Source organism: Pseudomonas flavescens (assembly GCF_013408425.1).
Taxonomy (GTDB): Bacteria; Pseudomonadota; Gammaproteobacteria; order Pseudomonadales; family Pseudomonadaceae; genus Aquipseudomonas; species Aquipseudomonas fulva_A.
Genome location: NZ_JACBYV010000001.1, coordinates 4893198 through 4908520 on the forward strand (window position 1 = coordinate 4893198; position 15323 = coordinate 4908520).

The 15323-nt window shown below is 63.6% G+C and carries 12 protein-coding genes; all 12 read left to right on the plus strand.

Going from position 1 to position 15323, the window contains the following annotated elements; all coding sequences use genetic code 11:
- The first annotated feature begins 117 nt into the window (after positions 1-117).
- The 12 genes from FHR27_RS21865 to pgi all read left to right on the plus strand — a co-directional run bounded on the left by FHR27_RS21865 (position 118) and on the right by pgi (position 14936).
- Positions 118-1179: a PA0069 family radical SAM protein gene (locus FHR27_RS21865; protein WP_042553635.1), complete on the plus strand. Its 1062-nt coding sequence runs from the start codon at positions 118-120 to the stop codon at positions 1177-1179.
- Positions 1180-1453: 274 nt separating this feature from the next.
- Entirely contained in the window at positions 1454-2179 is a 726-nt protein-coding gene (locus FHR27_RS21870; RefSeq protein WP_042553634.1) for a carbonic anhydrase, read from the plus strand.
- A 1311-nt stretch (positions 2180-3490) separates the two neighbouring features.
- A complete protein-coding gene (locus tag FHR27_RS21875) occupies positions 3491-4396 on the plus strand; it encodes a helix-turn-helix domain-containing protein (RefSeq protein ID WP_042553633.1) in 906 nt (301 codons plus the stop codon).
- 224 nt (positions 4397-4620) lie between these two features.
- Complete coding sequence (locus tag FHR27_RS21880) at positions 4621-5931, plus strand: ABC transporter substrate-binding protein (RefSeq protein WP_042553632.1); 1311 nt, start codon at positions 4621-4623, stop codon at positions 5929-5931.
- A gap of 141 nt (positions 5932-6072) precedes the next feature.
- Positions 6073-6999, plus strand: a complete 927-nt coding sequence (locus FHR27_RS21885) for a carbohydrate ABC transporter permease (RefSeq protein WP_042553631.1) — start codon at positions 6073-6075, stop codon at positions 6997-6999.
- 9 nt (positions 7000-7008) lie between these two features.
- Complete coding sequence (locus tag FHR27_RS21890) at positions 7009-7842, plus strand: carbohydrate ABC transporter permease (RefSeq protein ID WP_042553630.1); 834 nt, start codon at positions 7009-7011, stop codon at positions 7840-7842.
- Between the two features lie 10 nt (positions 7843-7852).
- Positions 7853-8026, plus strand: a complete 174-nt coding sequence (locus FHR27_RS21895) for a hypothetical protein (RefSeq protein ID WP_156152695.1) — start codon at positions 7853-7855, stop codon at positions 8024-8026.
- A 29-nt stretch (positions 8027-8055) separates the two neighbouring features.
- Positions 8056-9162, plus strand: a complete 1107-nt coding sequence (locus FHR27_RS21900) for an ABC transporter ATP-binding protein (RefSeq protein WP_179539557.1) — start codon at positions 8056-8058, stop codon at positions 9160-9162.
- A gap of 17 nt (positions 9163-9179) precedes the next feature.
- Positions 9180-10655 carry a mannitol dehydrogenase family protein gene (locus tag FHR27_RS21905; RefSeq protein ID WP_042553628.1) on the plus strand — a complete coding sequence of 492 codons (1476 nt, stop codon included), beginning with the start codon at positions 9180-9182 and terminating at the stop codon, positions 10653-10655.
- Between the two features lie 3 nt (positions 10656-10658).
- Entirely contained in the window at positions 10659-12143 is a 1485-nt protein-coding gene (gene xylB, locus FHR27_RS21910; protein ID WP_179539558.1) for a xylulokinase, read from the plus strand.
- Between the two features lie 69 nt (positions 12144-12212).
- Positions 12213-13178, plus strand: coding sequence for a carbohydrate kinase family protein (locus FHR27_RS21915; RefSeq protein WP_179539559.1), 966 nt, complete (start codon positions 12213-12215; stop codon positions 13176-13178).
- A 93-nt stretch (positions 13179-13271) separates the two neighbouring features.
- Positions 13272-14936, plus strand: coding sequence for a glucose-6-phosphate isomerase (pgi, locus tag FHR27_RS21920; RefSeq protein WP_179539560.1), 1665 nt, complete (start codon positions 13272-13274; stop codon positions 14934-14936).
- Positions 14937-15323 lie beyond the last annotated feature (387 nt).

Genomic DNA, 15323 nt, shown 5'->3' on the forward strand with positions numbered 1-15323 from the left:
GGTTCAGGCAACCTCAGCGCTCCGCCGCCGCATCGGCATGGAGCGGCGACGAAGGTGACTTGTGTCGATGTGGATAAAACGAATACTGTATTTATATACAGTCATCGAGTCTGCATCATGAATCCAATCACAGCCCCCCGCGGACGCGGCACCGCCAGCAAGCCCAACAACCGCTTCGCACCCACCAGCAGCGAGGCCGAGGACGATGGTTGGTACCAGGAGCAGACGCCGCAGACCTTCGTCACTGAAGTTCGCCAGGAGTTGGCGAAGACGGTGATCAGCCGCAACAACTCGCCGGATGTGGGCTTCGACCGTTCGGTGAATCCCTACCGGGGCTGCGAACATGGTTGCATCTATTGTTTCGCAAGGCCCAGCCACGCTTACTGGGACCTGTCACCGGGCATCGATTTCGAGACCAGGCTGATCGCCAAGACCAACCTGGCCGAGCGTCTCGAGGAACAACTGAGCAAGCCGGGTTACGTGCCGAAGCCCATTGCACTGGGCATCAACACGGACGGCTATCAGCCGATCGAACGTGAGCACCAGTTGACGCGCCAGGCGCTGGAGATTCTGCTGCGCTATCGCCATCCGGTCAGCATCATCACCAAGAGCGCACTGATTCTGCGCGACCTCGATCTGTTCGAAGAGCTGGCCAGCCTCAATCTGGTCAGCGTGGCCTTCAGCGTCACCACCCTGGACGATGAACTCAAACGCATCATGGAGCCGCGCACCGCGACGCCGAAGGCACGGCTGCGCGCCATGCGTACCCTGCATGAGCATGGCGTTCCGGTGGGCCTGATGGCAGCGCCGATGATTCCGATGATCAACGACATGGAGCTGGAGCGCCTGCTCGAGGCCGGTCGTGAGGCTGGGGCGAGCTCGGCCGGCTACGTGCTGCTACGTTTGCCCCTGGAGATCGCCGGGCTGTTCGAGGAGTGGCTGCAGCGCCATTTTCCCGAGCGTGCCGAGCACGTGATGAGCCTCATTCGTCAGTCCCGCGGTGGCCAGAACTACGACAGCCGTTTCGGCGCGCGGATGAAGGGTGAAGGCCACTTCGCCGAACTGCTGGCCCAGCGCTTTCGCCTGGCCCGCCGCCGTTATGGTTACGACGGCAGCAAGCGAGCCGTTCTCGACTGCTCGCTGTTCGCGCCACCCGGGCAGCAGATGGGGCTGTTCTGAGGGCGATTCTCGTTGCCGGCATTCCTGGGTGTCGCAGCGCTCGCCACTGCGTAGCCTGGCGTTGGGCGAAGCGATACCCGGGGCAACCTTCGCGGACAAAAACTGGCTGAGGGGATGCTCGCGCTCACCCGCCGAGCGGAGATTTGTCACCCAGACGTGCCTTGAATCATCCTGGCACAGTCCAAGCCTTCGACCACTTGTCGGCAACCCTGCCGACTGGGAAGCTTGTGTACTGTCATAGGCTTCGCCCCCCATCCGTAAACGAGGTAACGCTATGCCTGGTAATCGTCGTTCTGCCGATGGCAAATCCGAGAAAAACGCCGCTTCCGCCGCCGAGGCGCTGGATCATCTGGTCGATGGCTTTCTGCGCTTTCGCCAGGATGTCTTCCCGCAGCAGCAGGCGCTGTTCAAGAAGCTGGCCCACGCTCAGTCGCCGCGCGCCATGTTCATCACCTGCGCCGATTCGCGCATCGTTCCCGAGCTGATCACCCAGAGCGAGCCGGGCGATCTGTTCGTGACCCGTAACGTCGGTAACGTCGTGCCGCCCTATGGGCAGATGAACGGCGGCGTTTCCACCGCCATCGAATATGCCGTGGCGGCATTGGGCGTCCAGCACATCATCGTCTGCGGTCACTCCGATTGCGGCGCGATGAAAGCGGTACTCGACCCCGCCACGCTGGAGCGCATGCCCACGGTAAAAGCCTGGCTGCGCCATGCCGAAGTCGCCAAGACGGTCGTCGCCGACAACTGCGGTTGTGCCGATCACACCACCCTGGGCGTGCTCACCGAAGAGAACGTGGTGGCCCAGCTCGACCACCTGCGCACCCATCCATCGGTAGCCTCGCGCCTCGCCGCCGGGCAGCTGTTCATCCACGGCTGGGTGTACGACATCGAAAGCTGCCAGATCAAGGCGTACGACTCGGAAACCGGCGAGTTCCGCCTGATCGGTGACGGCCCGCTGCCGATGGCGACCCCGCGCGCTCGTTATCCTCAGAGCTGAGTCTGCTCGCTCTGGTTGGGCGCGTGGCCCGCTCCTGCAATGGATCGCGTAACGTCAGCCCACCGCTTCGTGACCGCGATGGTGGATGAAAAGAGCGTCAGCCACGCGCCTCGATCCACCCTGCATCTGTGTGGGAGCGCGCCATGCGCGCGAATCGCGGGTGCGGCCCGCTCCCACAATGGATGGCACGATGCCGGCTCACCGTTTCCTGACCGCGATGGTGGATGAAAGAGCGTCAGCTACGCGCCTTGATCCACCCTGCATCTGTGTGGGAGCGCGCCATGCGCGCGATTCGCGGGCGTGGCCCGCTCCCACAATGGATGGCACGATGCCGGCTCACCGCTTCATGACCGCGATGGTGGATGAAAAGAGCGTCAGCTACGCGCCCCGATCCACCCTGCATCTGTGTGGGAGCGCGCCATGCGCGCGATTCGCGGGCGCGGCCCGCTCCCACAATGGATCGCACGAGGCCAGCTCACCGCTTCCTGACCGCGATGGTGGATGAAAGAGCGTCAGCTACACGCCCCGATCCACCCTGCATCTGTGTGGGAGCGCGCCATGCGCGCGAATCGCGGGCGTGGCCCGCTCCCACAATGGATGGCACGATGCCGGCTCACCGTTTCCTGACCGCGATGGTGGATGAAAGAGCGTCAGCTACGCGCCTTGATCCACCCTGCATCTGTGTGGGAGCGCGCCATGCGCGCGATTCGCGGGCGTGGCCCGCTCCCACAATGGATGGCACGATGCCGGCTCACCGCTTCATGACCGCGATGGTGGATGAAAGAGCGTCAGCTACGCGCCCCGATCCACCCTGCATCTGTGTGGGAGCGCGCCATGCGCGCGATTCGCGGGCGTGGCCCGCTCCCACAATGGATGGCACGATACCGGCTCGCCGCTTCCTGACCGCGATGGTGGATGAAAGAGCGTCAGCTACGCGCCCCGATCCACCCTGCATCTGTGTGGGAGCGCGCCATGCGCGCGAATCGCGGGCGTGGCCCGCTCCCACGGTGGATCGCACGAGGTCAGCTCACCGCTTCCTGACCGCGATGGTGGATGAAAGAGCGTCAGCTACGCGCCCCGATCCACCCTGCATCTGTGTGGGAGCGCGCCATGCGCGCGATTCGCGGGCGCGGCCCGCTCCTGCAGTGGATCGCACGATGCCAGCTCACCGCTTTGCGATCTCAGCGTGGATGAGCAGGGCGTGGGTGTGACCGGGTTCTCGCGGCGAGGTCAGTCAGCGAACCCCTCGGACTGTGCTAGGGTCTCTAGTCGATAGCTGTTTCGACAAGAACAAGAGCAGGCTGCCGAGCCATGTCCCGAACGCAAAGAACGCTCGACCCCTCCTACGAGTTGATGGATGACCACGAGGGTCATTCGCTGATCTATCGCCAGCACGGCTTTCCCAGCCCGCTGGTGCGTTGGCATTTCCACAAGGAATACGAGCTGCACCTGATCGTTGCCAGTTCCGGCAAGGTGTTCATCGGCGACTACATCGGCAATTTCTCCCCCGACACCCTGTTTCTCACCGGCCCCAACCTGCCGCACAACTGGATCAGCCAGATGAGTGCGGGCGAGGCGGTGGCCGAGCGCGACATGCTGGTCAACTTCACCGACGAGGTGCTGGAGAGCGGCACCGCGGTATTCGCCGAGCTCAAGGATCTGCAGCCGCTGCTCAGCCGGGCCCATTACGGCATCGAGTTCCGCTGCGAGCGCACCATCGCCGAGGCGCGTCAGCTGCTGCAGCGCATCGCCGACTCCCAGGGCATGACCCGGTTGGGCAATTTCTTCATCCTCATGGAGCTGCTCGCCGCTTGCGACGACTACCAGTTGCTGTCGGACAGAACCGCTGCGCAGCTGGCTGACGAGCACCATGTCGAACGCATCAACCGCGCGGTGGATTACATCTTCCAGCACTACGCCCAGGAGCTGACCCAGGAAGAAGTGGCCGAGTATCTGGGCATGACGCCCACCTATTTCTCGCGTTTCTTCAAGCAGGCCACCGGGCGGGGTTTCGTCGAGTTCGTCAATCGCATGCGGGTGAGCAAGTCCTGCGAGCTGCTGACCCAGAGCGACAAGCCGGTGACTCAGGTGTGTTTCGAGTCGGGCTTCAACAACATTTCCAACTTCAACCGGCGTTTCCAGCAGCTCAAGGGCATGACGCCCAGCGGCTATCGCAGGCTGGTCACGCAACGGGTTACCGAGCAAAACCTGTACTGATTCCGTCGCTCTCATCCACCGGGAAGATGCAGAAAGGCTCGTGCTTGAGCCTTTCTGCTGCATTTCATGACCGTTGTCCGTCACCTGGCGAGTGCAAAAAAGTATCGGTTGCAGTGCAGTCGAGGCGTTGTCTGCGCTCGGTCGTAGGGGTGTAATCCGGGTCGGCCCACAAAAACAATAACGTCTCCTGCGACCTCTCCGGTCAGGGAGAGGAGTTCAAGACCATGAACCACACGATCAAAGTACTGGTAGCCGCTTCATGCCTGTCGCTCACCGTTGGCGCGCAGGCCGCCGAGACCCTGACCATCGCCACGGTCAACAACAGCGACATGATCCGCATGCAGCGCCTGGCGAAAACCTTCGAAGAACAGAACCCTGACATCAAGCTCAAGTGGGTGGTACTCGAAGAGAACGTGCTGCGTCAGCGCCTGACCACCGACATCGCCACTCAGGGCGGCCAGTTCGACGTGCTGACCATCGGCATGTACGAAGCGGCGCTGTGGGGCGAGAAGGGCTGGCTGGAGCCGATGACCGATCTGCCCGCCGACTATGCCCTCGATGACGTCTTCCCCTCCGTGCGTGAGGGCCTCTCGGCCAAGGGCCAGCTCTATGCCCTGCCGTTCTACGCCGAAGCGTCGATCACCTACTACCGCACCGATCTTTTCGAGCAGGCCGGGCTGAAGATGCCCGAGCAGCCGACCTGGGATCAGATGGCCGAATTCGCCAGCAAGCTGCACCAGCCCGACAAGGGCCAGTACGGTATCTGCCTGCGTGGCAAGGCCGGCTGGGGCGAGAACATGGCGCTGATCACCACCGTGGCCAATGCCTACGGCGCGCGCTGGTTCGATGAGCAGTGGAAGCCTGAATTCACCGGCAGCGAGTGGAAGAACGCGCTGAACTTCTACGTCGACACCATGAACAAGTACGGCCCGCCGGGCGCGTCTAGCAATGGTTTCAACGAGAACCTGGCGTTGTTCAACAGCGGCAAGTGCGCGATGTGGGTCGATGCCAGCGTGGCCGGCTCGTTCGTCACCGACAAATCGCAGAGCAAGGTCGCCGACTCGGTAGGCTTCACCTTCGCGCCGACCCAGGTCACCGACAAGGGCGCCTCCTGGCTGTACTCCTGGGCGCTGGCGATCCCTACCAGTTCCAAGTCCAAGGACGCTGCCAAGACCTTCAGCGCCTGGGCCACGTCCAAGGCCTACGGAGCGCTGGTCGCCGAGAAGGATGGCGTCGCCAACGTGCCGCCAGGCACCCGCGCCTCGACCTACAGCGACGCCTACATGAAGGCGGCGCCGTTCGCCAAGGTCACCCTCGACTCGTTGAAGAAGGCCGACCCGGCCAACCCCAGCGCCAAGCCTGTCCCGTACGTGGGCATTCAACTGGTGACCATTCCCGAGTTCCAGGCCATCGGCACCAGTGTCGGCAAGCTGTTCGCCGCCGCGCTCACCGGGCAGATGAAGCCTGATCAGGCTCTCCAGGCAGCACAGCAGAGCACCGAGCGGGAAATGAAGCGCGCCGGGTATCCGAAGTAGCGGAACCGCGATCGTTCCCACGCTCTGCGTGGGAACGTATGTCGGGACGCTCCGCGTCCGCCCCGGTGTTACGCGGCGCGGAGCGCCACAGGCGGCGTTCCCAAAGCGTCATCCGCTGTAGAACCGTCTTTCGGAGACACGATGAATACCATCGACAATCCTGCGGAGCTGGCCCGCGAGCCGGCGCCGCGTAAATCGCGACGCCTGGCGCCCGGCTGGTTTCTGGTCAGCCCTTCGGTCGTCCTGCTGCTGATCTGGATGATCGTGCCTCTGGGCATGACCATCTATTTCTCGCTGATCCGCTACAACCTGCTGTACCCCGGCGAGAACGATTTCGTCGGGCTGGAGAACTTCGAGTACTTCGTCACCGACGCCGCGTTTCTGTCTGGCGCGGGCAACACCCTGTTGCTGGTGGGCAGCGTGCTGCTGATCAGCGTGGTGTTCGGCGTGCTGATTTCCGCACTGCTGGAGGCCAGTGAGTTCTTTGGCCGGGGCATCGTGCGGGTGCTGCTGATCTCGCCGTTCTTCATCATGCCGACGGTCAGCGCGCTGCTGTGGAAGAACCTGATCTTCCATCCGGTTTCGGGGATTCTGGCAGCCGTCTGGCAGTTCTTCGGCGCTCAGCCGGTGGACTGGCTGGCGCACCACCCCTTGTTCTCGATCATCCTCATCGTGTCCTGGCAGTGGCTGCCATTCGCCATCCTCATCCTGATGACCGCCATGCAGTCTCTGGATCAGGAGCAGAAGGAAGCCGCGCGCCTCGACGGTGCCGGACCGCTGGCCATCTTCTGGCACCTGACCCTGCCGCATCTGGCGCGACCGATTGCCGTGGTGGTGATGATCGAAACCATCTTCCTGCTCTCGGTATTCGCCGAAATCTACACCACCACCGGCGGCGGCCCGGGCTATGAGTCCACCAACCTCGCTTACCTGATCTACACCCAGGCGCTGCTGCAGTTCGACGTGGGCATGGCCTCCGCCGGCGGGCTGATCGCCGTGGTCATCGCCAACATCGCCGCCATCGTGCTGATTCGCATGATCGGCAAGAACCTGACCGACCGGCAGTAGGAGCGAAGCATGCTGACCCTCAAGCAATCCCGTCGGCTGCAGAGCCTGATCATCGGCACCCTGGCCTGGGCCATCGCCGCGTTGATCTTCTTTCCGATCTTCTGGATGGTGCTGACCAGCCTGAAGACCGAGCTCGACGCCTTCGCCACGCCGCCGCAGTTCATCTTCACGCCGACGCTGGAGAACTACCTGCACATCAACGAGCGCAGCAATTACTTCAGTTTCGCCTGGAACTCGGTGCTGATCTCCTTCTCGGCGACCCTGCTGTGCATGCTGATCGCGGTGCCGGCGGCTTACTCGATGGCGTTCTTCGAGACCAAGCGCACCAAAGGCACGCTGCTATGGATGCTGTCGACCAAGATGCTGCCGCCGGTCGGTGTGCTGGTGCCGATCTATCTGCTGGCCAAGCAATTCGGCCTGCTCGATTCGCGTATCGCGCTGATCGTCATCTACACCCTGATCAACCTGCCGATCGTGGTGTGGATGGTGTACACCTACTTCAAGGATATCCCCGGAGAGATCCTCGAAGCGGCGCGCCTGGATGGGGCCACCACCTGGCAGGAAATCGTTCGCGTGCTGCTGCCCATCGCCCGTGGCGGCCTGGCCTCGACCATGCTGCTGTCGTTGATCCTGTGCTGGAACGAGGCTTTCTGGTCGCTCAACCTGACCAGTTCCGCGGCGGCGCCACTGACCGCGCTGGTGGCGTCCTACTCCAGTCCCGAAGGCCTGTTCTGGGCCAAGCTTTCCGCCGTTTCGACGCTTGCCTGCGCGCCCATCCTGATCTTCGGCTGGATCAGCCAGAAGCAGCTGGTGCGTGGCCTGTCGTTCGGGGCCGTGAAATGAGGACGCCGATATGTGTTTGATCCTCGTCGCCCGCCGTAGGAGCGAGCTTGCTCGCGATCTGCCGGCAACCGGCAGTGGCTCTGCTGCCACGGTCGAGGGCGTTTTCGCTGCCGGTTCCCTGCAGATCGCCGGCAAGCCGGGCTCCTACGCCCGTTGGGCAGAAGCACAACTGCAGCGTCTGTAAACAATCGAAGAATAAGACTGGAGCCCGCTATGGCTGATTTGAAAATCCGCAACCTGAAGAAAGGCTTCGACGGCACGGCGATCATCAAGGGCATCGACCTGGATATCGAGAACCGCGAGTTCGTGGTCTTCGTCGGCCCGTCCGGCTGCGGCAAGTCCACGCTGCTGCGGCTGATCGCCGGCCTGGAGGAGGTGTCCAGCGGGACGATCACCCTCGACGGCACCGATATCACCGACACCGCGCCAGCCAGGCGGGATCTGGCGATGGTCTTCCAGACCTACGCCCTGTACCCGCACATGACCGTGCGCAAGAACCTGTCCTTCGCCCTCGATCTCGCTCGGGTAGGCAAGCAGGAAGTGCAGGAGAAGGTCGCCAATGCGGCGCGCATCCTCGAGCTGGACGCCCTGCTCGAGCGCAAGCCCAAGCAGCTCTCCGGAGGTCAGCGCCAGCGCGTGGCCATCGGCCGCGCCATCGTGCGCAATCCGAAGATCTTCCTGTTCGACGAACCACTGTCCAACCTCGATGCCGCCTTGCGCGTGCAGACCCGCCTGGAGCTGGCGCGGCTGCACAAGGAGCTGAAGGCGACGATGATCTACGTGACTCACGATCAGGTCGAGGCCATGACCCTGGCCGACAAGGTGGTGGTGCTCAACGGCGGCCGCGTGGAGCAGGTCGGTTCACCGCTGGAACTCTACAACCACCCGGTCAACCTGTTCGTCGCCGGCTTTCTCGGCACGCCGAAGATGGGCTTCCTGCGTGGCCAGGTCGAGCGCGTCGATGCCGGGCTGTGCCAGATCCGCCTGGAAGGCGCTGCCACGCTGGATCTGCCGCTGGCAGGTACCGGCCTGGCGAGCGGCAGCCAGGTCACCCTGGGCATCCGCCCCGAGCACCTCAACGTGGTGCCTGCCGGCCAGGGCCGACTGCAGGCGACGGCGGACGTCAGCGAGCGTCTGGGCAGCGACACCTTCTGCCATGTCCGGGTGGGCGACGAGGTGCTCACCGTGCGTGTGCGCGGTGATTTCTCCCCGGCCTATGGCGAGCCGCTGGCGCTGGATTTCGATCCGGCCCACTGCCACCTCTTCAACGCCGATGGCCTGGCCATCGACAAACGCATCCAGGCTGGCCAGGCCGCCTGAAGCGCAGGAATGACCCCATGAAACTGACCCGCAAGAATCTCGCATCACTGGCCGCCGAGGTCGATGTACCGGCCTACGATCCGGCGGACGTACGCCAGGGAATCGCCCATATCGGCGTCGGCGGTTTCCACCGTGCTCACCAGGCGATCTACACCGAAGCGCTGCTCAACCGTGGCGAAGCCCTGAACTGGGGCATCTGTGGCGTTGGCCTGCGCCGCGAGGACCGCGCCATGCAACAGGCGCTGGCCGAGCAGGATCACCTCTACACGATGTTCGTGCTGGGCGATGAGCCCGGTCTGGAAGTCCGTGTGGTCGGTGCCATCAATGGCATGCTGCTGGCCGAGGACTCACCCGCCGCGCTGATCGACAAGCTGGCCGATCCGGCGATCCGTATCGTTTCGCTGACCATCACCGAAGGTGGCTACTGCATCGACGACAGCAGCGGCGAGTTCATGGCCCATCTGCCGGACATTCAGCATGATCTGGCGCACCCGGATGCACCGCGCAGCGTCTTTGGCTTTCTCTGCGCCGCCCTGGCCAGGCGCCGTGCTGCCGGCACGCCGGCGTTCACGTTGATGTCCTGCGATAACCTGCCCCACAACGGCGCGGTGACCCGCAAGGCGCTGCTGGCGTTCGCTCACCTGGCCGATCACGAGCTGGCGACCTGGATCGACAGCCATGTCAGCTTCCCCAATGCCATGGTCGACCGCATCACACCGATGACCAGCGACGCTCACCGCCAGCAACTGGCCGAGCGTCATGGCGTCGAGGACGCCTGGCCGGTGGTCTGCGAGCCGTTCCTGCAGTGGGTGCTCGAAGACAAGTTCGTCAGCGGCCGGCCGGCCTGGGAAAAGGTCGGTGTGCAGTTCACCGATGACGTCACGCCCTACGAGGAGATGAAGATAAAATTGCTCAACGGCAGCCACCTGGCGTTGACCTACCTGGGCTTTCTCAAGGGCTATCGCTTCGTTCACGAGGCCATGAACGATCCACTGTTCCAGCGCTATGTGCGCACCTTCATGGACCTCGACGTGACCCCGCAACTGGCAGCGGTGCCGGGTATCGATCTGGAGGCTTACAAGGACACCCTGATCGAGCGCTTTTCCAACCAGGCCATCGCCGATCAGCTCGAACGCGTCTGCTCGGACGGTTCGTCGAAGTTTCCCAAGTTCATCGTGCCGACCATCAACCGGCTGATCGAGGACGGTCGGCCGCTGGAACGCGCGGCGCTGGTGGTCGCCGCGTGGGCGCTGTACCTCAAGGGTGTCGACGAGAAAGGCAGCCGCTATCGCATTCCTGATCCACGTGCCGAGTTCTGCCAGAAACTGGTACAGGATGACGACCGGGTGAGCGAGCATGTGTTGGGCGTCGAAGTGATCTTCGGCAATGGCATCCCGCAGTCGGCGGCTTTCGTCACGGCCTTCGAACTCTGCTACGACAGCCTGCGCAAGCTCGGTGTGACGCGCACCCTGCAGACCCTGCTGGGTGATTGAGCCATGTACCTCGGCATCGATTGCGGTACCCAGGGTACCAAGGCGCTGGTGCTGGATATCCACAGTGGGCGGGTGCTTGGCGAAGGCAGCGCAGGGCACCAGCTGATCAGCGGTGCCAACGGGCGTCGCGAGCAGGAACCGGCCGACTGGCTGCAGGCCTTCGAATTGGCCACCGCGCGAGCGCTGCAGCAGGCCGGCGTGTCGGGTCGCGAGGTTCTCGGCATTGGCGTGTCCGGTCAGCAGCACGGCCTGGTGCTGCTCGATGCCAAAGGCGAAGTGCTGCGCCCTGCCAAGCTGTGGTGCGACACCGAGTCGGCCGCCGAGAACGCCCAGCTGCTGGATTTGCTCGGCGGCGAAAGCGGTTCGCTGGAGCGCCTGGGTGTGGCCATCGCGCCGGGCTACACGGTGTCCAAACTGCTCTGGACCCGTGATCATCACCCTGAGGTGTTCGCCCGCATCGCCTACATCCTGTTGCCCCACGACTACCTGAATTACTGGCTGACCGGGCGTTTCTGCGCTGAATACGGGGATGCCTCGGGTAGCGGTTATTTCAACGTGCGCACCCGCGCCTGGGACAGCCAACTACTCGAGTCGATCGACCCGAGCGGCGCCCTGTCGCGTGCCTTGCCGGAGCTGATCGAGTCGCATCGCTGCGTCGGTCCGATTCGTCCGCAGATCGCCGAGCTGCTGGGTCTGAACCCCCGTGCTCTGGTGGCCAGCGGCGGTGGCGACAATATGATGGGCGCCATCGGTACGGGCAATATCGCCCCCGGCGCCATCACCATGAGTCTCGGCACATCCGGCACGGTATACGCCTACGCCGATCAGCCACGGGTCAGCCCACACCCGCAGGTGGCGACCTTCTGTTCGTCATCCGCTGGCTGGCTGCCGTTGATCTGCACCATGAACCTGACCAACGCCAGCGGTGCGATTCGTGAATTGCTGGGGCTGGATGTCGAGGCCTTCGGTGCGCTGGTCGGCCAGGCGCCCATCGGTGCGCAGGGCGTGCTGATGCTGCCATTCCTCAATGGTGAGCGGGTGCCGGCGTTGCCGCAGGCCACCGCCAGCCTGCATGGCCTTACGACCGATAACCTGACTCGCGCCAATCTCTGTCGGGCGGTGGTGGAGGGCACCACCTTCGGCTTGCGCTACGGGCTCGACCTGTTGCGTGACAGCGGTATTCGCAGCGATGCGATCCGCCTGATCGGTGGCGGTGCGAAGAGCGCCCCATGGCGGCAGATCGTCGCCGACATCATGGGTGCGCCGGTGGCCTGCCCGCAGCACACCGAAGCGGCAGCGCTCGGTGCGGCGATCCAGGCCGCCTGGTGCGTGAGTCACGAGCAGGGCGAGGCGCTGAGCCTGGACAGCCTGTGCGAGCGCTGCGTGACCCTGGATGAAACCCGCGGCGCACAACCCGACGCGTTGCGCAGCCGGGCCTACGAGGGTGTCTACCAACGCTACCGTGAGCTGGTGCGACAACTGCAATGACCCACACCGACGGCATTTTGCCGTCGGCTCTTCCCTGCGCGAGCGCGCCTTCTGAGATGCGGAGATTCCATGTACCTGGTATGCGGCGAAGCCCTGTTCGATTTCTTCTGCAACCCTGGCGAGCGCAGCAGCGAGCTGAATTTCCAGGCCCTGGCCGGCGGTTCGCCGTTCAACGTGGCGGTCGGCCTGCGTCGGCTTGGCGTGGAGTCGGGCCTGTTCGGCGGTATTTCCAGTGACTACCTCGGCCAGCGCCTGCGCCAGGTGCTGGAGGAGGAGGGGGTGAGCGATCGTTACCTGATCGCCAGCGAGGCGCCAACCACCATGGCCATGGTCGCGCTGGATGCCAAGGGCTCGCCGCAGTACATGTTTCGCGGCGAGGGTTGTGCGGATCGTCAACTGCTACCCGAGCATTTGCCCGCTCTGGGCGATGAGGTCAAAGGCCTGCACGTGGGCTCCTATTCGCTGGTGGTACCACCGATTGGCGACACTCTGCTGGCGCTGGTCGAGCGCGAGAGCGACCGCCGCCTGATCACCCTGGATCCCAACGTACGTCTCAATCCTGCACCGAATATCGAGCGCTGGCGCCAGCGAATTGAATCTTTTGCCGCCCATGCGCATCTGATCAAGGTCAGCGAGGAAGACCTGGAGCTGCTCTATCCCGGTATCGAGCCGCTGACGAGCATCGAGCGCTGGTTGGCCCGGCGTTGTCAGGTGGTGTTTCTGACCCGTGGCAGCGAAGGGGCGAGCGTGTTCAGCCGGCAGCATGGGCACTGGTCAGTGCCGGCGCGCCAGGTGGTCACGCGTGACACGGTGGGAGCGGGGGATACCTTCCAGGCGGCGATCATCGCCTACCTGGTGCAGCATGGGCTGGACAGCCCCACTGCCCTCGCTGCGTTGTCTCGTGAGAGGCTCGATGCGATGCTCGATTTTGCGGTGCAGGCCGCGGCGCTGACCTGTTCGCGGGTTGGTCCGCAGTTGCCGTATCGCCATGAACTGGAGCGTTATCAGGCCGTTGAGGGAAGTGAGGCGCAGTAGGCAATTTTCAACGCAGTATTGCCAACGCCACGCCCAGCGGCATGCAATCGAATTCGCGAGGTCAGCCTGGCTGGCCCGAACCAAGGAGTCTTCATGCCGTACCTTTCATCATCGCTGGATGTCACGCAATTGCCGAGCTGGCAGGCCCTGGTCGCCCACCGCGAGCGTCTTGCCGGTTTCAGCATGCGCCAGGCCTTCGCCGCGGATGCGCAGCGCTTCGAGACCTTCAGCCTGAGCGGCTGCGGGCTGTTTCTGGATTACTCGAAGAACCTGATCAATACCGAGACCCGCGAGCTGCTGGTCAATCTGGCCCGGGAAGTGGGGCTGGAGCGGGGCATTCGGGCGCTGTTCGACGGCGAGCTGCTGAACAACACCGAGAAGCGCCCGGCGCTGCACACTGCGCTGCGTCGTCCGTTGGGTGACAAGGTGCAGGTCGATGGCGTCGACATCATTCCCGAGGTGCAGCGCGTGCTGCAGCAGATGACCGAGCTGGTCGGGCGCATCCACGATGGCCTGTGGCGCGGTTACACCGAGAAGCCCATCACCGACGTGGTGAACATCGGCATCGGTGGCTCCTTCCTCGGCCCGCAACTGGTCTCCGAAGCGCTGCTGCCCTTCGCCCAGCGCGGTGTGCGCTGCCACTACCTGGCCAATATCGACGGTAGCGAATTCCACGAGCTGTCGGCCAAGCTGCGCGCCGAGACCACGCTGTTCATCGTCTCGTCGAAGTCCTTCGGCACTTTGGAAACTCTCAAGAACGCCCAGGCCGCTCGTGGCTGGTACCTGGCTCAGGGTGGCTCCGAGGCCGAGCTCTATCGTCACTTCATCGCCGTGTCGAGCAACCGCGAGGCGGCGGTGGGCTTCGGCATCCGGGAAGAGAACATCTTCCCGATGTGGGACTGGGTCGGTGGGCGCTACTCGCTGTGGTCTGCCATCGGTCTGCCGATCGCCCTGTCCATCGGCATGTCCAATTTCAAGGAGCTGTTGTCCGGTGCCTACCGCATGGACGAGCACTTCCAGACCGCACCGTTCGAAGAGAACATGCCGGTGCTGCTGGCACTGCTCGGTGTCTGGTACGGCAACTTCTGGAATGCCCAGAGCCATGCCATCCTGCCGTACGACCACTACCTGCGAAACATCACCAAGCACCTGCAGCAGCTGGACATGGAGTCCAACGGCAAGAGCGTGCGTGGCGATGGTCAGCCGGTCAACACCGCCACCGGTCCGGTGATCTGGGGGGGCGTGGGCTGCAACGGCCAACACGCCTATCACCAGTTGCTGCACCAGGGCACCCAGCTGATTCCGGCGGATTTCATCGTGCCGGTGAGCAGCTACAACCCGGTCGCCGACCACCAGCAGTGGCTGTACGCCAACTGCCTGTCGCAGAGCCAGGCACTGATGCTCGGCAAGTCCCGCGAGGAGGCCGAGGATGAGCTGCGTGCCAAGGGCGTGAGCGAGGAAGAGGTGCAGCGCCTGGCGCCGCACAAGGTGATTCCCGGCAACCGTCCGAGCAATACCCTGGTCATGGAACGCGTCAGCCCGCGGCGCCTGGGTGCGCTGATCGCCATGTACGAGCACAAGGTGTTCGTGCAAAGCGTCATCTGGGGCAACAACGCGTTCGACCAGTGGGGCGTGGAGCTTGGCAAGGACCTTGGCAAGGGCGTTTATTCGCGCATGGTCGGTAGCGAGAGCGCGCGGGCGGAAGATGGCTCCACTCAGGGCCTGATCGACTTCTTCCGCGGTCGTCACCGCGGCTGATCGATCCGCAGTGCCATTATCTGGATGAGCGCAAAAGCCGCCCGGCATCTCTCCGCAGGCGTACGGTTTCGCGTGGCCGGGCATGGCCAGAATCACGCCCGGTCATGCGGCCTTTCTGATCAAAGGCCGCTCGCTGTCACACTCTGGACATCTGTACGTTCTTACATGGGACAGGTATCGAGCCCATGCTAGAGCGGTTGCTTGCGGAGCCAGGCGAGCCTGGCTCAGTGGCATGCAGTTACATATCGCTGGCCAATTTGGGTCGCTTTTCTTGCGATTAAGGTTGGTTTAAGCCTTCATGGGTAAATTCGTATGCGATGTGACCAATTGGTCACGAAGCACACTGCCACTAGATGGCAAGTCAATATCACGACTGAAACCAGGAGG